18 protein-coding genes are annotated in these 24,207 nt (G+C 33.4%); 14 read left to right on the top strand and 4 right to left on the bottom strand.

Features of this window, described 5'->3' with window-relative positions; translation table 11 throughout:
* Positions 1 to 8: 8 nt before the first annotated feature.
* Both betA and ACA31_RS11945 read left to right on the top strand, forming a co-directional pair.
* The gene (gene betA, locus ACA31_RS11950) at positions 9 to 1,691 is read left to right on the top strand and encodes a choline dehydrogenase (RefSeq protein ID WP_057513544.1); all 1,683 of its coding nucleotides are present in this window, start codon (positions 9 to 11) and stop codon (positions 1,689 to 1,691) included.
* A 598-nt stretch (positions 1,692 to 2,289) separates the two neighbouring features.
* Complete coding sequence (locus ACA31_RS11945; RefSeq protein ID WP_057513543.1) at positions 2,290 to 2,865, top strand: GNAT family N-acetyltransferase; 576 nt, start codon at positions 2,290 to 2,292, stop codon at positions 2,863 to 2,865.
* 69 nt (positions 2,866 to 2,934) lie between these two features.
* Here ACA31_RS11945 and ACA31_RS13135 read toward each other — a convergent pair whose 3' ends face one another.
* Complete coding sequence (locus ACA31_RS13135) at positions 2,935 to 5,097, bottom strand: bifunctional glycosyltransferase/CDP-glycerol:glycerophosphate glycerophosphotransferase (RefSeq protein ID WP_082587076.1); 2,163 nt, start codon at positions 5,095 to 5,097, stop codon at positions 2,935 to 2,937.
* 507 nt (positions 5,098 to 5,604) lie between these two features.
* Here ACA31_RS13135 and ACA31_RS11935 point away from each other — a divergent pair.
* From ACA31_RS11935 to ACA31_RS11925, 3 genes are all read left to right on the top strand, one after another.
* Positions 5,605 to 6,048 (top strand): GNAT family N-acetyltransferase, encoded by a 444-nt coding sequence (locus ACA31_RS11935; protein WP_057513542.1) that lies wholly within the window; start codon positions 5,605 to 5,607, stop codon positions 6,046 to 6,048.
* Between the two features lie 235 nt (positions 6,049 to 6,283).
* Entirely contained in the window at positions 6,284 to 6,910 is a 627-nt protein-coding gene (locus ACA31_RS11930; protein ID WP_057513541.1) for a nitroreductase family protein, read from the top strand.
* Positions 6,911 to 7,097: 187 nt separating this feature from the next.
* On the top strand, positions 7,098 to 8,240 hold the full coding sequence (locus tag ACA31_RS11925) for a CapA family protein (protein WP_057513540.1): 1,143 nt from the start codon (positions 7,098 to 7,100) through the stop codon (positions 8,238 to 8,240).
* A 90-nt stretch (positions 8,241 to 8,330) separates the two neighbouring features.
* Here the strand turns inward: ACA31_RS11925 and ACA31_RS11920 are convergent, their stop codons facing one another.
* The gene (locus ACA31_RS11920) at positions 8,331 to 9,272 is read right to left on the bottom strand and encodes a nucleoside hydrolase (RefSeq protein WP_057513539.1); all 942 of its coding nucleotides are present in this window, start codon (positions 9,270 to 9,272) and stop codon (positions 8,331 to 8,333) included.
* Between the two features lie 220 nt (positions 9,273 to 9,492).
* Here ACA31_RS11920 and ACA31_RS11915 point away from each other — a divergent pair, with 220 nt between their 5' ends.
* The 9 genes from ACA31_RS11915 to ssuE all read left to right on the top strand — a co-directional run bounded on the left by ACA31_RS11915 (position 9,493) and on the right by ssuE (position 22,540).
* Positions 9,493 to 10,890: an MFS transporter gene (locus tag ACA31_RS11915; protein ID WP_057513538.1), complete on the top strand. Its 1,398-nt coding sequence runs from the start codon at positions 9,493 to 9,495 to the stop codon at positions 10,888 to 10,890.
* A gap of 289 nt (positions 10,891 to 11,179) precedes the next feature.
* Positions 11,180 to 12,517: a gluconate:H+ symporter gene (locus ACA31_RS11910; RefSeq protein WP_057513537.1), complete on the top strand. Its 1,338-nt coding sequence runs from the start codon at positions 11,180 to 11,182 to the stop codon at positions 12,515 to 12,517.
* 1,077 nt (positions 12,518 to 13,594) lie between these two features.
* Entirely contained in the window at positions 13,595 to 14,782 is a 1,188-nt protein-coding gene (gene rocD, locus ACA31_RS11905) for an ornithine--oxo-acid transaminase (RefSeq protein ID WP_057513536.1), read from the top strand.
* 47 nt (positions 14,783 to 14,829) lie between these two features.
* Positions 14,830 to 15,861, top strand: coding sequence for an N-acetyl-gamma-glutamyl-phosphate reductase (gene argC, locus ACA31_RS11900; protein ID WP_057513535.1), 1,032 nt, complete (start codon positions 14,830 to 14,832; stop codon positions 15,859 to 15,861).
* Positions 15,862 to 15,884: 23 nt separating this feature from the next.
* Positions 15,885 to 17,123 (top strand): bifunctional glutamate N-acetyltransferase/amino-acid acetyltransferase ArgJ, encoded by a 1,239-nt coding sequence (gene argJ / locus ACA31_RS11895; RefSeq protein ID WP_057513534.1) that lies wholly within the window; start codon positions 15,885 to 15,887, stop codon positions 17,121 to 17,123.
* 12 nt (positions 17,124 to 17,135) lie between these two features.
* A complete protein-coding gene (gene argB, locus ACA31_RS11890; RefSeq protein WP_057513533.1) occupies positions 17,136 to 17,897 on the top strand; it encodes an acetylglutamate kinase in 762 nt (253 codons plus the stop codon).
* Between the two features lie 764 nt (positions 17,898 to 18,661).
* On the top strand, positions 18,662 to 20,371 hold the full coding sequence (acsA, locus tag ACA31_RS11885; RefSeq protein ID WP_057513532.1) for an acetate--CoA ligase: 1,710 nt from the start codon (positions 18,662 to 18,664) through the stop codon (positions 20,369 to 20,371).
* A 105-nt stretch (positions 20,372 to 20,476) separates the two neighbouring features.
* Positions 20,477 to 21,886 (top strand): LLM class flavin-dependent oxidoreductase, encoded by a 1,410-nt coding sequence (locus ACA31_RS11880; RefSeq protein ID WP_057513531.1) that lies wholly within the window; start codon positions 20,477 to 20,479, stop codon positions 21,884 to 21,886.
* A gap of 114 nt (positions 21,887 to 22,000) precedes the next feature.
* Positions 22,001 to 22,540 carry an NADPH-dependent FMN reductase gene (gene ssuE / locus ACA31_RS11875; RefSeq protein ID WP_057513530.1) on the top strand — a complete coding sequence of 180 codons (540 nt, stop codon included), beginning with the start codon at positions 22,001 to 22,003 and terminating at the stop codon, positions 22,538 to 22,540.
* Positions 22,541 to 22,610: 70 nt separating this feature from the next.
* On the opposite strand, the gene ACA31_RS11870 is transcribed toward ssuE, so the two are convergent.
* Positions 22,611 to 23,270: a hypothetical protein gene (locus ACA31_RS11870; protein ID WP_057513529.1), complete on the bottom strand. Its 660-nt coding sequence runs from the start codon at positions 23,268 to 23,270 to the stop codon at positions 22,611 to 22,613.
* Positions 23,271 to 23,395: 125 nt separating this feature from the next.
* Positions 23,396 to 24,151: an IclR family transcriptional regulator gene (locus tag ACA31_RS11865; protein ID WP_172793176.1), complete on the bottom strand. Its 756-nt coding sequence runs from the start codon at positions 24,149 to 24,151 to the stop codon at positions 23,396 to 23,398.
* Positions 24,152 to 24,207 lie beyond the last annotated feature (56 nt).

The raw sequence follows: 24,207 nt of genomic DNA, 5'->3' as shown, positions 1-24,207 counted from the left end.
TATCAAAAATGAAAAAATCATATGATTATATCATTATTGGTGGTGGGAGTGCCGGTTCGGTACTTGGTGGCCGTTTAAGTGAAGATGCATCTAATGATGTACTTGTATTAGAAGCTGGACGTAGTGACTATTCATGGGATTTATTAATCCAAATGCCAGCAGCATTAATGTATCCAGCAGGAAATAAACTATATGACTGGATTTATGAAACAAATGCAGAACCGCATATGGATGGACGTAAAGTTGGACATGCTCGTGGTAAAGTATTAGGTGGTTCAAGTTCAATTAACGGTATGATTTATCAACGTGGTAACCCATTAGATTATGAAAAATGGGCGCAACCAGAAGGCATGGAATCATGGGGGTATGCCCATTGTTTACCATACTTTAAACGTTTGGAGACAACATTTGGTTCTACTAAAGATGATGCATATCGTGGCCACCATGGTCCAATTAAATTAAGAAGAGGACCTGCTAAAAACCCGTTATTCCAAGCATTTTTCAATGCTGGTGTTGACGCAGGTTATAATAAAACACCAGACGTCAATGGTTTCCGTCAAGAAGGCTTTGGTCCTTTTGATAGTCAAGTACATAATGGTAGACGTGTATCAGCGTCAAGAGCTTACTTGCATCCAGCTATGAAACGTAAAAACTTAGATGTGCAAACACGTGCGTTTGTAACTAAATTAAATTTTGAAGGTAATAAAGTAACTGGTGTAACATTCAAGAAGAATGGTAAAGAACATACAGTGAATGCGAAAGAAGTTATTTTATCAGGTGGTGCAATTAACTCCCCACAATTATTACAATTATCTGGTATTGGCGATTCAGAACACCTACGTTCAGTTGGGATTGAACCTCGTCTACATTTACCAGGCGTAGGAGAAAACTTTGAAGACCATTTAGAAGTATATGTGCAACATGCATGTAAACAACCGGTTTCAATGCAACCCAGCCTTAACAAATTGAAGATGCCATTCATTGGCTTGCAATGGATTTTAGGTCGTAAAGGTGCAGCAGCATCTAACCACTTCGAAGGTGGCGGATTTGTACGTTCAAATGACGAAGTAGATTATCCAAACTTAATGTTCCACTTCTTGCCAATCGCAGTAAGATACGATGGTACGAAAGCACCACATGCTCATGGTTATCAAGTACACGTAGGTCCAATGTATTCTAACTCTCGTGGTTATTTGAAGATTAAATCTAAAGATCCATTTGAAAAACCAGATTTCGTATTTAACTATTTATCTACAGAAGAAGATAAACGCGAATGGGTTGAAGCCATCAAAGTAGCTAGAAACATCTTGTCTCAAAAGTCTTTAGATCCATTTAATGGTGGAGAAATTTCTCCAGGACGTGAAGTACAAACAGATGAAGAAATTATTGAATGGGTAAAACGTGATGGTGAAACTGCATTACATCCATCATGTAGCTGTAGAATGGGGCCAGCATCAGACGAGATGTCAGTTGTTGATCCAGAAACATTCAAAGTACACGGTATGGAAAACTTACGTGTTGTTGATGCGTCTGTAATGCCTCGTACCACAAACGGTAATATCCACTCACCTGTATTAATGATGGCAGAAAAAGCATCTGACATTATTCGTGGTAAAAATCTTATGGAACCAGAATATATTGATTTTTATCGTCATGGTGTACATGACAAAGATGCAGGAACAGTAAAATAAAAACAATTAACAATTCTATATAACTTTAAAATAGCAACTGGTGAAGTCATAAACTTAATGATTTTTACCAGTTGCTTATTATTTGTAGGGGTTAAAATGATTTTGATTAAATAGAAGTAGCATGATTGCTATTTTTACAGAAGAAACAGGTACCCAATACTTCTGAAGGTTTTAGTGAATTATACCCAAGTTTAGCAATGGAATATTTACCTTTAAGATTAAATTACGCTACTTGGGCTGGTTTGGGATGAGCACTGAGTACAGCGCTCGCAGTTGTTGTATTTAATGTAAATCTAAATCTCATAGGCATGATAGCAATCATGTTTATATTCAATAGGTATTGTATTGTTGAACACAATAGATTTAAAATAAGGAAGTATAGATTTGAACATTATCCAAGATAAGCATAGATGTTTTCACTGTCGCCAAAAATGTATGACTTTTTGGTTGGCAGTTTTTTTATGATTTTTTATAAATTCATAATGTGCATAATATATAAGTTTTTATTTGAAGTGGTAATATGTGTTTTTACGGAGAAAATAAGGCTATTATAAACATAAGTTGATATAGAAAATTTAAAGGTGTGAGGCGATTCAGAATGGAAAACATTAAAGTACAAATGGTCAGAACACAGTTAGATGACATACCACAGTATGATGTGCCTAAAGGTTTTGCCATTAGGCAATTTCGTAAAGGTGATGAAAAAATATGGGCTTATATAGAAACGCTAGCAGGTGAGTTTGAAAATGAGGAAATGGCATTAGAAAGGTTTAATAAAGAGTTTGGAGATTATATAGCAGAGATGGAACAACGTTGTATCTTCATTGAAAATGAAAAGCAAGAAGTTGTGGGTACGACTACTGCATGGTATGGCTGTTTAGGTGATGATGCTCAAATGATGGGGAGAATTCATTGGGTTGGTATCATACCAGCATATCAAGGGAAGAAGTTATCTAAGCCATTACTTAGTGCAGCAATGAACATTCTAGCGAGACATCATGATAAAGCATATTTAACTTCACAAACGATTAGTTATAAAGCAATCAATATGTATCTTGAGTTTGGTTTTAAACCTGTACAATTAGATGATAATTATCACAAAGCTTGGCAGTTATTAGCTCAAAAATTAAATGAAAATAGGAGCGGAAATAGGAAATCAAAATTTGAAATTTGATTTCTTATTCCCGCCCCTACAAGGCTAGTTTAGAAAAGGAATACAAGAACTGAAACGCTTGTATAAGAACTACTCATTTTGTTGACCAGTAATTAAATCAGAAATTGCTTTAGACGATTTACCATCTTCTAATGAGCAAAAGTCATTATAGAAAGTGTCGATTTTATCTTTGTAATCTACTTCTACTTGGTCTAGATTTTTCAAATCATCAGCTAATTTATAAGCATCTTGATAAATTGGACCTGGTAAATCTTTATGATAATCAAGATAGAAACCACGTAAATCTTGACCGTATTTATCTAAATCATAAGCGAAAAAGAATTGTGGTCTTTTTAGTACGCCGTAATCAAACATGACTGACGAATAATCCGTGATTAAACAATCTGAAATCAAGTATAATTCAGAGATGTCACTGTAATTTGAAACGTCAATTGCAAACTCTTCGTAACCTCTTAAATCGAGGGCATTAGAAATTAAGTAATGCATTCTTAATAAAATCACATAATCGTCACCTAATTGTTCATGTAAATTATCTAAGTCAATTTTCAAATCAAACAGGTACTTACCTTTTTTAACAAACTCATCATCTCTCCATGTAGGAGCATACATAATTACTTTCTTATCTTCAGGTAAATTTAAGTTTTCTTTGATATCTTGAATATATGCTTTGTCTTGTGAACGATTAACTAAAACGTCATTTCTAGGGTAACCAATTTCTAGAATTTGTTCTGGATTCATCCAGAATGCTGTTTCAAATATTTTTGATGAATAAGCATTTGGTGAAACGAGATAATCCCAACGATTTGTTTCTTCTCTGAAGTTACGTTTATAACGATCTGTTGTTGTTCCAGGCATACGAATGACTTTCATATCGTTTGCTAAGCGTTTTAATGGCGTACCGTGCCAAGTTTGGATATAGACTTGGTTAGGTTTTTTATTTAGAAACAGTGGGAGCCTAGCATTTGATATCCAGTATTTTGCTCTAGAATAAGCATCATAGTATGCTTTAGAATTTTTTCTAACCTTTTTTGCAGGGCCTGGTATTTGTACGCTGTCAGGGCTTTTTAATACCCATATAAATTCATAATTTGGATGATGTTTCATCATATATTCATAAACATATTTAGGACTATCACTGTAATTTTTACCACCAAAAGCTTCAAATACGATTGTTTTTGGATTTACTTTATCTTCAGAATCGGTCAATTGGTAAAGTGCACGATGGTTATTTTTTCTGCGTAAAACAACGTTTTTAGCTAATCTAGCTTTATTTCTAAGCTGATTAATTTTAAATGCTAATTTTCTCTTATTAAACATAAGCATAATTGCTTCAGCAATAAATAAAGGTTTTTCATTTTTGAAAATTGTAGGAAGTAATTGTCTCGTAACTCTTGGTAATAACTCACTGTTTTGTTCATATCTTTCAGGTGTTTTTCTTAATGAAGGCTCAAACGAATATTTAAACAAATTTTTCATTTTATTTTTTATAAAACGTTTGTTTTCCTTTAAAGGCGCACGTTGGATAGAATCTGAAAAGCTATAAACATAATCATTGAAGACGATGCCGAAATCTTGTTTAGACAACCTTGGTTTTAAGAATGGGTCATAAACCTCACCTTTGATATAAAATGGGAAGTGACTCACACGTACAAAACCGTTTGAATATTTTATGAAATCTAATATGAAGGACCAGTCAATAAAGACACCTAATGCTTCATTGAAATGTAAATTATGTCCACGTGCGATAGCTGTTTTAAAGACAATATTACACGCTGAATTTTTGCGTAAAAATTGATTTGATTTTGTTTTTGTATCTAGATATTCCACACGCACTAAGTCTTGGTCAATATATTGTGGTATATCAAGTGTAAATGAATGTATTGGTGAAATAAGTGCATCAAATTGGTTTATTTTTTTCATATAAAATGCAAGTGCATAAGAAGCTAAATAATCATCTGAGTCTATGAATATAAAGTATGGTGCATCTACTTCTTGCATAGCAATATTTCTTGCATGTGCATGACCTGTATTTTGTTGTAAATCAATTTCTTTAATTGGTATATCCCAATTTGCAATACTTTGTGTTGCGATTGTTTTTGAATTATCAGTTGAACCATCATTAACTAAAATTAACTCAAAATCTTGAAATCTTTGTTTTTTAAGACTAGTTAAACAACTTTCTATATAGTCTTCTGAGTTGTAATAAGTCACTATGACAGATATGGACTTCATTATTTATTCCCTCTTTTTTTAAAATTTTCTCTTTATATTTTGATATAAGGTAGAATATATCGAACTTTTAATAATATTTTAAACTATTGGTAATAGCCTTGTAAGTTATTGAAGGCTCTATTAAAAACAATGGTGATCTATCATCAGATGATCAGTTGATTGTAAAGCATCCATTGTATCATGTACAGTATTCACAATTAAAAAATAGATCTTTGTATATTGCAAAAGCCTTCTTTATAATATATTGAAGGCATCTGTAATTAATTGTATATAGATAAAGTTACCATCCTATTTTACTATAAAAATACAATATATCCAGTAGTTAAGAAGATTTAAATTGATATTAAAGCGGTCGGATGGTAAAATTTTTATTTTTCAAAGTCTTGAAATTAAATTCTTTTAATTTAGGGTATTGTCAAAGTAATAAAAATTATTTGAATTGTAAAGTGATATAACGATGATTGTAACTATTTACAAGAAAGTGTGTTGAAGAAAGGGTGCGTAACAATGACAATTAGAAAAGCAAACCAGGAAGAGTTGAAAATAATCAATGAAACGATACCGAATGTATTTAAAGAAGCAGTAACAGTAGACTTTGACTTATCAGATCATGCGATGAGATCAGTGTCAAAACAATTAATAAGCGAAGGTGCTGAATATTATGTATTAATAGAAGAAGCACATATGAAAGGTTTCGTGCTTATAGATAACAAAACAGATTATTTTATTCAAGAAGAGTATGGCTTTATATATGAGTTGTATGTATTTGATGAATATAGAAGACACGGGGTGGCTGAAGAATTAATACAATTTGTCGGTGAGTATTTTAAAGCGAAAAACCTCAAAGAAGTAAGACTGAATGTTTTTGCAAATAACTTTGCTAAACAATTATACGAAAAAATGGGCTTCTGTGATAGAAATATAACGATGTCTATGGAAATAACAGATTAAAGCAATTTACGATTTTGCACTCGTGAAGTTTGGATTAATGAATTGTGTTTAATTAAAATGAGTATAATAGAATTTTTCAAATAATGTATCGTGATAATAAGTTTCTGGTGAAGTATTGTTAATGATTATTTAAGTTCTCGTTGCTATTAATTTCATTCTCAAACAGATGATTTGTAAATTAAAATAAATTGAGTATAATTTGATTTTGTTAAAAAAAGTTAAGGAGAAATGAATAATGATTAATAATGACTTTGAAGATATAGTAATGAATAGAAAATCTGTAAAACTTTTCGATGAGCAAGTAAAAATACCAACTTCAGAGATGGATGAAATGATTCAAAAAGCAACAAAAGCACCGTCGTCAGTGAATATGCAACCATGGCGCTTTTTAGTTGTAGAAAGTGATGAAGGTAAAGACAAATTACGCCCACTTATACGTTTTAATACACGTCAAAATGATTCTTCGTCTGCAATGGTAGTTATCTTTGGGGATATGCAAAGTCATGAATATGGTGAAGAAATCTATAATAACGCTGTCAAACAAGGGTTAATGCCCGAAGATGTGAAAGATGAATTACTTGGAAAAGTATTACCTTTCTATAGAAGTTTAGAAAAAAGTGAAATGAATGATATTATAAAAATTGATAGTAGTCTAGCTGCTATGCAATTTATGTTAGTTGCCAGAGCTTACGGCTATGACACGAATCCAATAGGTGGATTTGAAAGTGACCAAATAGCAACAGCATTTGATATAGATTCAGAACGTTATGAACCTGTCATGATAATAGCGATAGGAAAAGCAAAAAATCCCGCTCATGGTTCGTATCGTTTACCAGCAGAAACAATTACTAAGCACGTATAATATTATAAGTTGAATTCAATTGCGGCTGAGGCATAAATACATGTCACAGCCGCAATTGTTATATTGTTAAAGAAGTTTGATTATATTGTAAACACGATATAATAAATTGAGTTGTTTAATCATAATTATTACAATAGAATTAATATATAATGTAACAACTTATTTGTAATGGGCAAGGGGGGAAGTTATGTGGAAATATAAAATAATGATGACGTTGTTATTTACTGTTTTTATATTTTTTAGTGGGCTATGCTTGCATAACCAAAAGCAATTAGTGGATAAAGTTTCATTTTATGCAGTTGGGGATAATTTAATCCACCCAGTAGTTTATCAAGATGCATTACAAGATGATGGTAGTTTCAACTTTAAACCTATGTATGAATACTTAGAAAGAGATATTAAATCAGCGGATATTTCGTATATAAATCAAGAATCACCAATTGGTGGAGATGAAAAGGGATTTTCAGGATTCAAACAATTTAATACGCCAAGGGAGATAGCAGATGATATTGTTGATGCGGGATTTGATATTGTTAACGGTTCGAATAACCATGCACTTGATCAAGGGACCGATGGATTGCTGAATGAGATAAATTTATGGAAGCAATTTGATAATATCTTATATACGGGTACGTTTAATTCACAAAACAGGAGAGACGATATACCAGTTTTTGAGAGAAATGGAATCAAAGTTGCACTATTAAGTTATACATACGGCACAAATGATATTTCTCCTGAAAACGCTTATCAAATCAACTATTTTGATGAAGCGCAAATTAAAAAAGATGTAGCAAAAGCCAAAACACAAAGTGATGCAGTTATTGTGTCAGCACATTGGGGAAGTGAAGGCAAACATGAACCAAATCTTAAACAGAAAAAATATGCTGAAGTATTTGCAAATGCAGGGGTAGACGTTGTAATTGGGACGCACCCTCACGTCATTCAACCTATAAAGTGGGTTAAAGGGAAGGGGAATCATAAGACACTGGTAGCTTATTCCCTGGGAAATTTTTTGAATGGGCAAACTACAGGTGATGAAAGTAATGTATTAGGAGGTAATATTCGTTTTAATATTGAGAAATTACCAAAGGGTGTAACGATTAAAAATGTTAAATGGCAATCTTTAGTTACGCATTATGAAATAGTGAATCCACTTGATGACAACACACGACATCGTTTTAAAATGTATCCATTAAAAAGATATAACGATAATTTAGCAAAACGACACGCATTAAACTATAATCACGAACATGACGTTACGAAAGAGCGTTTAGAAATGATTACTAAAGATGTCATCGATAAACAATATTTAACTCCAGATAGTTATTAATACATGTGTTTGTTAAAAAATAATATCTAATGATTAAAGGGATCTTCCAAAACTGGAGATCCCTTTAATCATTAGTAAAAATCATATTTTTTAGCGGATGACTTTTTTAGCTAAATCAGTGATGTATTTGAAGAAAGCGTCATGATCAACGTGGTCAACTACTGAGATAGATCTACCATTCACGTTGTCAGTATATGTTTGGCCTTGACTAGCTCCATCAGTATGTACAGACACATTTACACTATGTTGTTGAACAAGTTCAGGCATGCCAACGTAAGCTGTTGTTAATACATCCCATAAGAAGTAAGTAGAATTCGTTTGGAAATGTGTTAATGGCGGGACAGCAGCATAGCTTACGCCTAAGAAATCTACGCCAGTATAATGACGTTCATCTGCCCATGCTTGTCTAACATCCCATGTCATAGGTACTTGATTCGTGCTTTCTAAAGCTACCATCTCTATTTTGATATCCGTATCAAACACAATTTGCACAGCTTCGGGATCCCAAAAAGCATTCCACTCAGCTGTACCATCATGTTCAGGTTCTTCAACATTACCTTTATCTAAAAATGTACCACCCATCCACACAAGGTGGTCGATATTTTGAACAATCGTAGGCTCTACTGTGATTGCTTTGGCTAAATCTGTTAAGGGCCCTGTAAAAAGTAAAGTTATTTTTTGGGGCTGATCTTGTAATTTATCTATAATATCTTGGTAAGCAGGCTGTTTTAATAATAAAGATTGTTGTTTTGATGATTCATTTAAAATAGGTAATGCATCCATAAAAAATGCGTGCATACGCCAATCTTTTGGAAAAGGATGTTTACCGCGTTCTTTTGAAGCGGCGACATGTATTGGTTGGTCAGAGAAGCGGTTAATTATTTTTTGAGATGCACTTACTGCGGGTTCGATATAACTATCTGCGCCAATTGCGCTTACACCAATAAGCGCTACATCATCCATTTGTATTAATAGAAATAATGAGATGAGATCATCTACACCACCATCATGGTTAAAATAAATTTGTTTCATAACTTGAGTGCCTCCATATGTTCATTTTTATGTGGCTATTATACCAAAGAAAACAGCATGTAGCGTTCTGAATAATTCATTTAATAATAATTTTGAGATGTAAGTGTTTATTCATTTTAAATGCAAAATACATGGCATATTAAACTTGAATTGTTTAAAAATTTGTATACAGGTTATGTTATGTTATATTGACAGACAAAAATTAAGGGGTGTTTTTTTTGTGAAGTTTAAAAAAGAAAAAATTAATAGGGTAGATTCCGATCAAGCTAAAAAAAGTGTGGTTGCCACAGGTATTGGTAATGCAATTGAGTGGTTTGACTTCGGGCTATATGCGCAATTAGCAGTAGTTATAAGTGCTAATTTCTTTGGTAATCTACCGCAAGAGATGCAAATTGTATCTACATTTGCTGTATTTGCTTTTGCATTTATAGTACGACCGATTGGTGGTATCTTCTTCAGCCATATAGGGGATAAATATGGACGGAAAGTTGTATTATCATCAACAATTTTACTTATGGCGGCTTCAACATTGATGCTTGGGTTATTACCAACGCAAGATCAAATCGGTATATGGGCGCCAATTCTATTACTTGTAGTTCGTTTGATTCAGTCATTTTCAACTGGTGGAGAGTACGCTGGTGCTATGACGTACATAGCAGAATCATCGCCAGATAAAGCACGTGGTAAGTTAGGTAGTGGACTAGAAATAGGTACACTCGCAGGTAGTATTATGGCGGCGGTTCTAGCTGGTCTGATGTATGCATTGTTAAGCGATCAACAAATGGCAGACTGGGGTTGGAGAATTCCATTTATCCTTGCTGCGCCATTAGGTATCGTAGGTATCTTCTTGCGTACAGGATTAGACGAAAGTCCTGCCTATGAATCAACATTAGAAGAACAAGAAGAATTAGAATATTCTTATTTAGATATATTTAAATATTATTGGAAAGATATCATCGTTTGTTTTGCTGGTGTAGCATTCTTAAATGTGGCTAACTACATGGTGTTATCCTTTATGCCATCGTACTTAAACTCAACCATTAACTTAGGGGGCACCATGAGTTCTATACTGAGTACGGTCACGATGTTAGTGATGATACCAGCCGTATTTTTCTTTGGTTGGTACAGTGATAAAGTTGGTAATAAGAAGACGATTTTATTTGGTTTAATTGGCTTTAGTTTATTTTCTGTGCTCGCTTTCTGGCTCATGAGTATTCCAATAATACCAGTCGTTATCTTAGGATTATTTATCATCGCACTATTCATGTCTACATTTGAAGGCGTAATGCCATCAGTGTTACCAAGTATGTTTCATACAAAAGTGAGATTACGTACCTTGTCACTTGTTTATAATATTGGTGCTGCAATATTTGGTGGTTTGACACCATTTATTCTATCGATGTTAGTACAAACGACAGGCCAAGAAATTTCACCTTCATATTATTTGATGTTTATTAACGTCATCGGACTTATCATTTTCTTAACAATGTTTAAATCAACATCAAACAAATCATTGAGAGGAAATTATCCAAACGTTGAAAATCAAGAAGAGTATGAAGATGTAATTCAAAATCCTAAAGATGCACTTTGGTGGGAGGATGAAGTTAAAAAAGATTAATAAAGTGAATTATAAGAATTAAATCATTTAGAAAAGACGCAATGCTTATAAATAAGCATTGCGTCTTTTCTATTTAATAATCGTCTATGGGTGGTGGACTCGCTTATACATCACTTACAGATGATACAGGAAAAGAAGACACGATGTTTTTATATTAATATATTGAATATCTTTTGAGAAATTAAAAGCAATTTTAAAATAACAACGCTGTTATTTTAAGGGAAATCTACTATAATTAAGAATTGTGAATTCGATTTCATAAGTTATTAAGGGACGGGAGGACATGAAATTGTCATTTTTAAGCGAACATTTACCACTCATTTCACTCGTAATAGGGGTTGCCATACTATTATTCTTAAATATTAAGCTCAAAATCAATAGTATTCTAGCGCTCATTTTTTCAGCAACAGTGGTTGGTTTTATAAACGGGATGAAACCTGTTGCAATATTAGAAACAATTAAAGAAGGATTAGGATCCACGTTAGGAAGTCTTGCACTTATTATTGGATTTGGTGCAGTACTTGGTAAATTAATGGTGGATTCAGGTGCAGCACAACGCATTGCATCAACACTTATAGATAGATTTGGCGCTAAACATGTGCATTGGGCATTAATTATTGTAGGTGCTGTATTTGGGATTTCTGTATTTTATGAAGTGGCATTTATGATTTTAGCCCCATTAGTGATTAGTATTGCCGTGGAAGCAAAAACACCATTTATGAAGTTAGCTATTACTATGGTTGCTGCCACGACACTATCTCATAGTATATTTCCACCTCAAGCAGGACCGACTGCACTTGTAGAAGCTTACAACGCAGATATGGGTATGGTTTATATATTAGGAATTATTGTCTTTATACCTAGTGTGATCATGGCAGGTGTTGTATTACCTAAGTTTATGAAGAAAATGGATTATCCAGTACCTCCACTATTAAAAAAGAACAAGGTTTTTTCGGAAAGTGAAATGCCAAGTTTTGGAATGAGCTTATTTATACCACTTATTCCTGCTATTTTAATTTCTATTTCAACAATTCTAAGTTTATTTATTACTGAAGATACATTATTACATGAAGCTGTGACATTTTTAGGAAGTGCAGAAATCAGTCTTATTATTGCTATTTTAACTGCTATTGTCATCTTCGGTCTTAGAAAAGGTAAAAATATGGATGATATGATGAAGACATTTGAAACTGGCTTGAAGGGTGTTGCAACGATTATATTTATAGTTGGTACAGGTGGTGCGTTTAAAGAAGTTATATTAGAAGCTAATGTGGGGAACTATATAGCAGACATGATGAAAGATACTAATATTTCACCACTTATCATGGCTTGGCTCATTACAGCGTTAATTCGTATTGCTACTGGACAAGGTGTAGTTTCAGCGATTACTGCAGCAGGTATTGTAGGACCACTGATACCTACATTCAACGTAAGTCCAGTGCTTATGGTGCTTGCAACTGCAGTAGGTAGTAATACTATTACACATGTAAATGATGCTTCATTCTGGCTATTTAAAGAATACTTTAACATTTCAATAAAGGACACCTTTAAAACATGGGGCGTCTTATTACTGACGACATCAATTACTGGATTAATTGTTGTTCTAATACTAAATTTATTTATGTAATCATCTTACTAAAAGCATAATTATATATTTGAGTAACATTATAAAAAGCAGTATCTAAATGGATTAAATACAATTCCTTGTATATACTGCTTCATTTGTGTATAAATACAATAAAAAAGTAAAATAAGGGTAAATTTGTGATTTGAAAGGCTATAAAATGGTTGAAAGCATTGGTATAACAATGTTTATAGACGATTGAGTGTAAATACAGTATTTACTGTGAATATACTTTTAATGAATAAATGAGTAACATCGTAAAATAACACGCTGTGGACTTTATCTATAGGACTGAAGGCGAATGGATTGTACCATATCTTTATACATTAAGTATGCTCTATTTGTATAAAAATACCTTTATATACAAATATTTGCAATTAAAAAGTCGATTTGACTTGAGTTTTTATATGCGTATAATAATTCCGTATACAAGAGTTTGTATAAAAAATGCATTCGACTTGTTTTGAACGTAAAATAAATTAGCAAACACGCAAATAAAATGGTAGCAGTTTATGAATTATTTTATACTTTGTAAGCGTTGCTTTCTTGTTGTTAAAAAGTATCGTGAAATAGAGTATTAACGAGATTCATTCCCCGCATGATTTCATATTTAATTATTATCAATTTGGTACAGTATATTACGGTGAAGTATATGTTTTTAAATGTTCTAAGCCAATCAATAAAGACGAAGTTCATATTTAAACAAAAAAACAAGATTCTAAAACAGCAAATGAAAACCTTAGATAGTGATAATTAATATTAAGCAAACTAAGTGGAAAGTAAATTTAGTTTGCGTTTTTTATGAAAATAATAGTGCGGTTACTGCCATAAAATAATTACATAACAGTTTTTACAAAGTCATCGCGCACTAAATAATACAAATTATATACATTAGTTAAATTGTCATAACAGTATTTCAAGAAACGTTAAGTATATAAATTATTTGTAAAAAGGCTTTAAGACAATTGTTTATTTAATCATTATTTTAATTAGTCTTTGACTAATTGTAAAATTACGTGTATGATTTATGGATATTAATTCAAAATTTAGAATAATTATAGAAAAGGGATGAGGGTTTCGATGAATGATTTATTTGCACTAACAGATCAATACAGTTCGAACAATTATAGCCCACTTAAACTGGCTTTAACGAAAGGTCTAGGTGCTAAAGTTTGGGATGTTGAAGATAATAGCTACATTGATTGTATTTCAGGTTTTTCAGTCGTCAATCAAGGGCATTGTCATCCGAAAATTATAAAAGCATTTCAAGAGCAAAGTGAAAAAATAACGATGGTATCACGTGCATTATATAGCGACAATTTAGGCAAATGGGAAGAAAAAATATGTTCGCTTGCCAATAAGGAAAAAGTATTACCTATGAATACAGGTACTGAAGCCGTTGAAACCGCAATTAAGATTGCACGAAAATGGGGATCTGATGTTAAAGGTATAGCAGAAAACCAAGGCGAAATTATTGCAATGAATGGTAATTTTCATGGTCGTACACTAGGTGCCTTATCGCTATCTTCGCAAGAAAGTTATAAAAAAGGTTTTGGACCTTTGCTAGATAATATGCAATATATGGATTTCGGAGATATCACTCGCTTGAAATCACTCATTAATGAAAATACAACAGCAATTGTACTTGAGCCAATACAAGGTGAAGGTGGCGTCAATTTACCGCCAGATTATTTCATCCAAGAGGTTCGAAACTTATGTGACGAACATAACGTCTTATTTATTGCAGATGAAATACAAGTTGGTCTTGGTAGAACAGGTAAGATGTTTGCAATGGAATGGGAAGGTGTAGAACCAGATATTTACTTATTAGGTAAGTCGCTTGGTGGCGGTCTTTATCCGATTTCAGCAGTGTTAGCTAACGATGACGTGATGAAAGTACTTACACCTGGTACACATGGTTCGACATTTGGAGGTAATCCACTTGCATGTGCAGTGTCAATGGCAGCATTAGATGTGTTAATTGATGAGAACTTAATCGAACGTTCTGCTGAACAAGGGCAAAAATTACTTAACCATTTACAGCTGATAGACAGCAACATCATAAAAGATGTGAGAGGCAGAGGATTATTTATCGGTATTGAATTAACTGAATCAGCACAATCTTATTGTCAAGAGATGATTGAACAAGGTGTGCTATGTAAAGAAACACAAGGGAGTATTATTAGACTTGCACCACCACTTGTTATTGAAGATGAGGAAATTGATAAAATTATAAAAGTAATAACGGAAGTTTTAGAAAAAAAGTAAATCATAACACTTAAAAAAGTTTGAATATTCAGAAAGGGATGAACGTCATGATAGAAGTTGGGATAGTAGGAGGAAGTGGTTATGGTGCAGTCGAATTAATTCGGTTATTACAGCACCATCCAAATGTAAAAATTAAATATATCTTTTCACATTCTAAAACGGATGAACCAATAAAAGAAACATTTCCCCACTTAACTCATTTAACACATCACTATGAGACTTTAGACACTGAAACAGTTGATTGTGATGTGATGTTCTTTGCTACACCTTCAAATGTAAGTAAACATATAGCGCCTGATTTGGTAGAGAAAAATATAAAAGTCATCGATTTATCAGGTGATTTCAGATTAACTAATAGAGATGTCTACCAACAATTTTATGGTGAAGCAGCTGCGACACAACAACAATTAGATGATGCAAATTATAGTATTGCAGAATGGTCTGAAGTAGATCAAAACGATACACAACTTATAGCTAATCCAGGTTGTTTTCCCACTGCTACATTACTAGCGTTACATCCGTTAATAGACCAAAAACTAATTCAACAAGACTCAATTATTATAGATGCCAAAACAGGCGTTTCAGGGGCTGGAAGGTCACTTGCACAACACGTCCATTACGCTGAAATGAATGAAAACTTAAGTGCTTATGCGATTGGTAAGCATAAACATAAGCCTGAAATAGAACAGTATGTCTCGCACTTAGCAGATGAAGCTATAAAAGTAGTATTTACCCCTCATTTAGTACCAATGACACGTGGCATACTCTCTACGATATATGTGAAGTTAAATAAACAAAGTACTAGCGAAGATTTACATGCAACTTTCAAACGATATTATGATAGTAAACCATTTGTACGTATTAGAGATTTAGGTAATTATCCTAAAACCAAAGAAGTATATGGTAGTAATTACTGTGATATCGGTATGTATGTTGACGAAGAAACCCAAACAGCAGTGATTGTCTCTGTTATTGATAATTTAGTCAAAGGTGCAAGTGGACAAGCAATACAAAATTTAAACTTAATGTATGGATTGAATGAAGCAACAGGGTTAGCACAACTACCTGTATATCCGTAATATAAAAAGAAAGGTGAGATGAGATGAAAGATATTGAAACGTTAGATACACTCAACCAATTGAAAATAGATTTGCAAGGAGATGTAAGTTCGCCATTAGGTTTTATAGCTGGAGGCATGCATGTTGGATTAAGAAGAAAGAAAAAAGACTTTGGATGGATATACTCTACGACAGCTGCTGCTGCGGCAGGAACTTATACGCTGAACCGTTTTAAAGCAGCGCCGTTAAAAGTCACTGAAGAAACAATTAAAAATAATCAATCATTACAAGCGATTGTAGTGAATTCAGCAAATGCTAATTCATGTACTGGTGAAAAAGGTATACAAGATGCCAAAGATACACAAGCATGGGTAGCAGAGCATTTGAACTTATCCAAAGAAAGTGTGGGTGTCGCATCTACTGGTGTTATAGGATCGTTTTTACCTATGGATAAGATACAACACGGTACACAAAACGTTTTAAAAGAGCAATATAATCAAAGTGAGTTTTTCAATCAAGCTATTTTAACAACGGACACATTTACTAAACATTTATCTGTGCAAGTTGAAATTGATGATATAACTGTAACAATTGGAGGAACAGCTAAAGGTTCAGGCATGATTCATCCGAATATGGCAACGATGCTGTCATTTATTACTACAGATGCCAAAATTGATGCGGACACGCTAGACAATTGTTTAAAACAAACGATTGATAACTCTTTTAATATGATTACAGTTGATGGAGATTCTAGTACAAATGATATGGTTATTGGCTTGGCGAATGGACAAGCGAACCATGATAAACTAGATACATTACATCCAGATTGGGAAAAATTTGAATATGCATTAAATTTTGTGAGTCAATATCTTGCTAAATCAATAGCTAAAGATGGTGAAGGGGCGACAAAATTAGTTACAGCTAAAGTTAAAGGCGCAAATGACGTTGCAGAAGCAAGAAAAATTGCTAAAAGTATTGTCTCATCAAGCCTTGTGAAAACAGCAATTCATGGTGAAGATGCCAATTTTGGAAGAATTGTTACAGCAATGGGCTATGCTTCTGAAGACATAGAACCAAGTCAAACGAATGTTTCTTTATGTAATGTGCCTGTCGTTGAAGATGGCATGTCAGTTGAATTTGATGAGTTACATTTAAAAAAACAATTAGAAGCGGATAACATTTATATTGAAGCATCAGTTGGTAATGGTGAAGGCGCGGCGTCAGCATATGGTTGTGACCTATCATATGAATATGTACGTATTAATGCTTCATATAGAACCTAAGGAGTGTGACAAATGAGTTATATTGTAATTAAAATAGGTGGAAGCACTCTGACAAATCTACACGATTCAACAATAGAAGACATTGCACATTTAAGACAACAAGGCTTTAAACCCATCATTGTACATGGCGGTGGACCTTTTATTAACGGAGCTTTGGAGCAACAAGGTGTACCTACACAATTTAAAGATGGCTTGAGAGTCACAACGCGGGAAGTACTTGAAGTAACAAGTCAGACATTAATTGGATCAGTCAATCCAACGCTTGTTAGCAAAATTAATAAATCAGATATTCAAAGTATTGGCATAAATGGAATAGATGCAAAATTATTTGACGTCATCCCATTAGATGATAAATATGGTTATGTCGGTGAACCTACAGATGTAGATACTTCTGTACTTGCTTTATTAACAGAACAATTTGTACCAGTCATTGCATCTATAGGTCAACATAGAAGCACAGGGCAACTGTATAATATTAATGCAGATACATTAGCATATAAAATCGCACAATTTTTACAGGCGCCAATTTATTTATTAAGTGATATTCCTGGTGTAATCATTGATGAACAAGTGCAAGCTACATTGAATGCTGAACGTATCAATCACTATATCGATCAAGCGTCAATATATGGCGGTATGATTCCTAAAGTTCAAGATGCGATTCAAGCGATTGAATCAGGCTGTGAAAAAGTAGTCATTGCTGCAGGTAATGAATCACATATTATTAAAAAATTACAAAGTGGTCAAAACGTTGGTACAACCATCCAACAATAGTATGACTGACAATATAATTAAATTGAGGCTGGGGCATAATTACATGTCTCAGTCTCAATTATTATATTGGCAATGGCGGACTGAATTGAAAATGCGCTTATATCAAGATTTTAAAGAACTACTACTTCATTTATAAAGGTAAGTAGTTCGTATCGAAGAGCTTCAGCTCTTGTATGCCATTTTAAGGCAGCTTAGACGAAGTGGGACAGAAAAGTCTCCTACTTTGTTGGTATTGTTGTGCATGATTTCCACGATAACAACATCAGCCTATAGTATTTGACTAGTACTTCCACTCAGAAGTCGACCCAAATCGTTGCCATTTATAAAAATATAAGTTCAATCATTCATTACGATGCTAAATAAGCATCCATTAACCTCAGTTTGTCTAAACAAACCTAAATACATCCATTAGACTCAAATAACTTCTTAATAGGCTTCTATATCCCTTGAGGTGATAATGCTATATTTATCCTCGTCAATTATAAAATTTAAACTAGCGCGGTAATTATTTCCCTTACCAATTGTCACAACAAAGCAATTATAATCAAATAAATAATGAATGCGCTTTCGATTGTAATGAATTAAAATGAAATTGTGGGACAATTAAAAAATATTTAAAATTATTTGTAAAACTTCTAAGACATGTGGCTCTAAGTTTCAAAGGTTTAAATCATACTAAAAGTATCGGAATTGTTAAATGATAGGTTGAATATTCAGAAAGTTCCATCTATAATGATTTTTAAATCTTTATAGGAGGCATACACATGACAACTGAAATATTAAAAGGTGAAAAAGGAAACTTTAATCTTCAAGATTATGAACATACATATAATAACTTTGATTGGAAAGGAGCAGAAAAAGCATTTTCTTGGTATGAAACAGGAAAAGTAAATATGGCATATGAATGTATAGACCGTCACGTAGATAACGGTAAAGGGCAAAAAATTGCCTTGAATTACAAAGATAGTGCACAAGAAGCATCTTTTACTTTCGAAGATTTAAAGCTAGCTTCAAATAAAGTAGCGAATCTATTAAAGACAGAAGCTAACGTAGAAAAAGGCGATAGAGTGTTTGTGTATATGCCTAGGATGCCAGAACTTTATTTTTCATTCTTAGGTATTTTAAAAACTGGAGCAATATGTGGACCATTATTCGAAGCATTTATGGATCAAGCAGTAGAAGAACGTTTAAGTAATGCAGACGCTAAAGTCTTAGTTACTACTGAAGATTTATTACCTCGTGTACCTTACTCAAAATTACCAGACTTAGAAACGATTATAGTAGTGGGTGAAAATGTATCGTCAGAACATGTTAATTTTCATAAAGCGTTCAAGCATGCGAGTGATAGCTTCGACATTGAATGGCTAAATCGTGAAGATCCACTTGTGCTGCACTATACGTCTGGTTCAACTGGACAACCTAAAGGAGTATTACATGCACAGGATGCGATGATTGTGCATTACATTACAGGAAAATATGTACTAGATTTACAGGAAGATGATATTTATTGGTGTACAGGAGATCCAGCATGGGTAACAGGTTCATCCTATGGCATTTTTAGTCCATGGCTTCACGGCGTGACGAATTGTGTCATAGGTGGAAGATTCTCTCCGGAGTTATGGTATGAAATGATAGAAAAATATAAGGTCACATTATGGTATACCGCACCTACAGCCTTACGTATGTTGATGAGTAAAGGAGAGACATTCACTAAGCAATATGATTTGTCAACGTTAAGAAGTATCTTGTCAGTCGGTGAACCTTTAAACCCAGAAGTGATTCGTTGGGGCAATGAAGTATATGGCAGACGTATACTAGATACTTGGTGGATGACAGAAACGGGTGGATTAATGATTGTTAATTATCCAAGTCAGACAATTAAATTAGGTTCTATGGGTAAACCATTACCGGGCATTACTGCAAGTATTGTCGATGATGAAGGAAATGAAGTACCTCCTAATACATTAGGTAATTTAGCGTTAAAAGCAGGGTGGCCTTCTATGATGAGAGAAATTTGGAAAAACGAAGAAAAATTCAATTCGTATTTTGTGAATGGTTGGTATATTTCTGGGGATTCAGCATATCGTGATGAAGACAATTACTTTTTCTTCAAAAGTAGAGTAGATGATGTGATTATGACATCAGGCGAAAGAGTAGGGCCGTTTGAAGTTGAATCTAAACTTGTAGAACATCCAGCGATTGCTGAGGCAGGTGTTATTGGCATCCCTGATGAAGTAAGAGGCGAAATTATCAAAGCGTATGTCACATTGCGTGAAGGTATAGAAAAAACAGACGAACTCAAAGTTGAAATAAGACAATTTGTTAAGACGGGTTTAGCTGCACATGCCGCCCCAAGAGAAATTGATTTTATGGATAAATTACCAAAAACAAGTTTTGGTAAAATTATGCGTCGTGTCTTAAAAGCATGGGAATTAGATTTGCCAGCTGGAGATTTGAGTACAATTGAAAAATAATTTTCAACTAATATCCGATTAAATATATTGAATTAATATAAAAATGACAGCGCAACCATGAAATATAAGCGTAGGCATTACTTAAACTCATAGGAGGTAATAACAATGGGGAAAAAACAAATACATTTCAATGGCTTTATTCAGAACTCACCAGCACCCCATGCAATTGGTCTTTGGAAACATGATAAACATGAAGGAGCACAACATGGCACCATCGATTATTGGGTGAAGCTTGCCAAGCTTTTTGAAAAAGGAAAGTTCGATTCACTATTTATCGCTGATGTATTAGGAACATATAGTGAATATGGCAATGATTATAAAACAGCTGTACAACATGCCGTTCAAGTCCCAGATCATGACCCTTTATTAGTGATCTCTGCTATGGCGCAAGCAACAGAACACGTAGGATTTACACCCACTGTATCTACGACTTATTTTCAACCATATGATATTGCGAGAAAATTTTCTACATTAGATCATTTAACACACGGCCGTATTGGTTGGAACGTTGTGACATCTTATCTAGGAAGTGAAGCAGAAAATTTAGGATTAACAGAACGTATGCCTAAAGAAACAAGATACGATCGTGCAGATGAATTTTTGGATGTAACGTATAAATTGTGGGAAAGCAGTTGGGAAGATGATGCAGTCGTAAAAGATAAATCTACCAACACGTATGCAGATCCTGATAAAGTACATTTAATTAATCACAGAGGGCGTTTCTTTAATATCCCTGGACCACATATTGTAGAGCCATCTCCACAACGTACACCAGTATTATTCCAAGCAGGTGCTTCAGATAAAGGGCGTAACTTCGCAGGTAAGCATGCAGAAGCAATCTTTGTCGTGAACCACTCACTTCAAGGCTTGGCTAATGATGTAACTGACATTCGCTCTAGAGCAACACAACAAGGCAGAAACAAAGAAGATTTAAAGGTATTTACTATGATTGTTCCTGTTATTGGTGATACGGTAGAAGAAGCAGAACAATTACATCAAGAGTTAATCCAACATATCACTTATGAAGGAACTGCTGCTTTATTAAGCGGACACACAGGCATAGACTTTTCTCAATTTGATCCAGAGCAATATTTAGTAGATATTGAAACAGATGCGATTCAAAGCTTGTTAGATATTTATGCGAAAGATCCAACACGTAAATGGACGTTGAAAGAAGCAATTAAGCATCATGGCTTGGGTATTGGCTCAGTCCGCTTTGTCGGTACACCTACGCAAATTGCTGATGAAATAGAGCATTGGGTTGAAGTTTCTGATGTAGATGGATTTAATATTGCGTATGGAACAATACCGAATTCATATGAAGATTTCATAGAAAAAGTTGTTCCAATATTACAAGAACGTGGTGTTTATCGTAAAGATTATGCTGAAGAAAATACAACACTTAGAGAAAATATATTTGGTAAAGGTAAAAAGTATTTAAGCTCTACTCATCCAGGTTCACAATATAAACCGCAATTAAATAAGCAATATCGTTATAGTACAGCAGAAAATTAAATTCGATAGAGACAAAGGCCACAATAATAGCATATTTGTTTTTTGAAAATTGAGCGTCTGTCATGTGTCTGAGAAAATACAAGCAGTTTGAATAAATAAAGGGGGACATTATAGATGGGTAGTGTAGCAATCATTGCAGGTGGAAATAAATTACAATCTCGGTTAACAGGTATTGTTGAGTATGCTGAAAAATATCTAGAAGATGAAGGTATTGATACAGAGGTTGTACACGTTCATCAATTAGACGCAGAAGCGTTGATTACAGCGGATTTTTCTAATGCGTCTATTAATGAAACGCATAAAACAATAGAAAATGCAGATGGTATTATTATCATATCTCCTGTATTTAAAGCAGCTTATTCAGGCATTGTTAAAACGTATTTAGATTTATTGCCAAGAGGTGCTTTTACAGGTAAGACAGTATTGCCATTAGCATTAGGCGGAACCTTTGCGCATGTATTAGCAATTCAATATAGTTTAGACCCAGTGATTAAAGAATTAGGTGCGGACACAATTCACAAAGGTAGATTTATATTAGATAAACACATCACTTCGAATGAAGACGGCACTTATGATTATGATCAAGAAGCAAAAGAAGGATTAGATAAAACATTAAAAAAGTTTGTCAGTGACAAATCACAAGTCAGAGAATAAGATTTTGAATAAAAAAGGATGGGTGTGTGACATAAATAATGTCTCGCTTCCATCCTTTTTATGTATAAATTTATAAAGATACTAAAGACCATTGATGTTTGTCGTCATAAGTTAATTTGAAGTCTTGTGTTTCAATAGCTATCGGGAATGCAGTAGATGCTTTATCAGAAAAAAGCCATTTTTTATGTTCAGGTGTTAATAAAATATAACTCTCATCATTTTTATCGCACATGAAATTTAAAGCGTCTGGAGAAAATGAACATCCTTCATGTATTGTAAGATGCTGATTGGTTAAAGCTTGATATACATCATCTAGCTCATTACATACAAATCCGACTTCACTAATTCTTGAAAATTCAGGCTCATCTGTCATATTAGATACCCTTGCAATGAGTTCGACGATATTACCTGAAGGATCATTAAAATAAAGTGAATGTGCAACGAAAGATTCAAAGTAAGTTGTATGTTGACCATTTTCCATCAATAAAAATAAAATGTTTTGATAGTATTGTTTCATATCATAAAAATGATTGTAAGGAATGTCTATTGCAAAGTGATAAAACGGTTGATTGATTTCTTTAGATTTTTGAAAATTTAATTGAGTTTCCCCAATTTGAACAATAAAAGCATCTTGATCAATAACTTGAACAGGACACTCTAATATTTCTTCGTAAAACTGCAAAGTTTCTTCCAACTCAGAGGTTAATAACGTAACGTTTTTAAATTTCATTTGTAGATCCCCATCCAATCCCATTGTTTAGCTTAGCAAATAAATTTAATTAATAAGTTAATTGTACTTTATCAAAATATTAGAGAGTATGATAATATAACGAAGTTATAAAGTAAAAATACACTTTAATATTTTGAATATCCTAGGTGTTTTGAAATATCATTTGCAGTTGATTTTAACTTATCAATAAAAAATGCTTTTTTATTTAGTTGAGACGTTGAAAAGGATAAGCTTATTGCACCTTGAACTTCATTCTTATAGTTAACAAAGTAAGTACCAACACAAAAAATCCCTTTTTCATTTTCTTCATTATCTTCTGCATAGCCTTGATTACGAATAGATTCTATTTCTTTCATAAGAACTTCAAAATCCGTAATGGTTTGTTCAGTATAACTTTCAATATTAGAACTATCCCACACAGCTCGAATAGATTCATCACTATAAGTAGATAAAATAGCTTTCCCCACAGCAGTGGAATACATTGGTGCTCGTTGTCCTATTTTTGAGGCCATAGCATAGACAGTGTTGTTAGGTATAAATTTTTCGATATATAAAATTTCATTGCTATCTTCGAGAACTAAATGACATGTTTCGGATACCTCTATAGATAATTTGCTAATTAAACTTTTAGCAATGTTTAAGTAATCGATGTTTTGAATACTTGAATAACCTAATTGAAATAATTTGTAAGTTAATTCGTATTGATGTGTTAAAGAATTTTGTTTTACGTAATGATTATCAACGAGAGATTTTACTAATCGGTGTACTGTTGTTTTTGATAAATTGCTTAATTTAACTAGTTCATTAAGTGAAACCGGGCTATGTTTAGATATTAATCCTAATAAATTTAATGCACGATCGATAGACTGGACATTTGACATAATCTTCCTCCTTTAATTGACAGCGATTTCATTTGCACTTTATACTAATAAATAAT

Origin of the sequence: Staphylococcus sp. NAM3COL9, from assembly GCF_001431205.1 — a bacterium.
In the GTDB taxonomy this organism is placed as follows: Bacteria; Bacillota; Bacilli; order Staphylococcales; family Staphylococcaceae; genus Staphylococcus.
The sequence above is the reverse complement of the archived record's forward strand: the minus strand, read 5'-3'. Positions and strand labels throughout refer to the sequence as shown.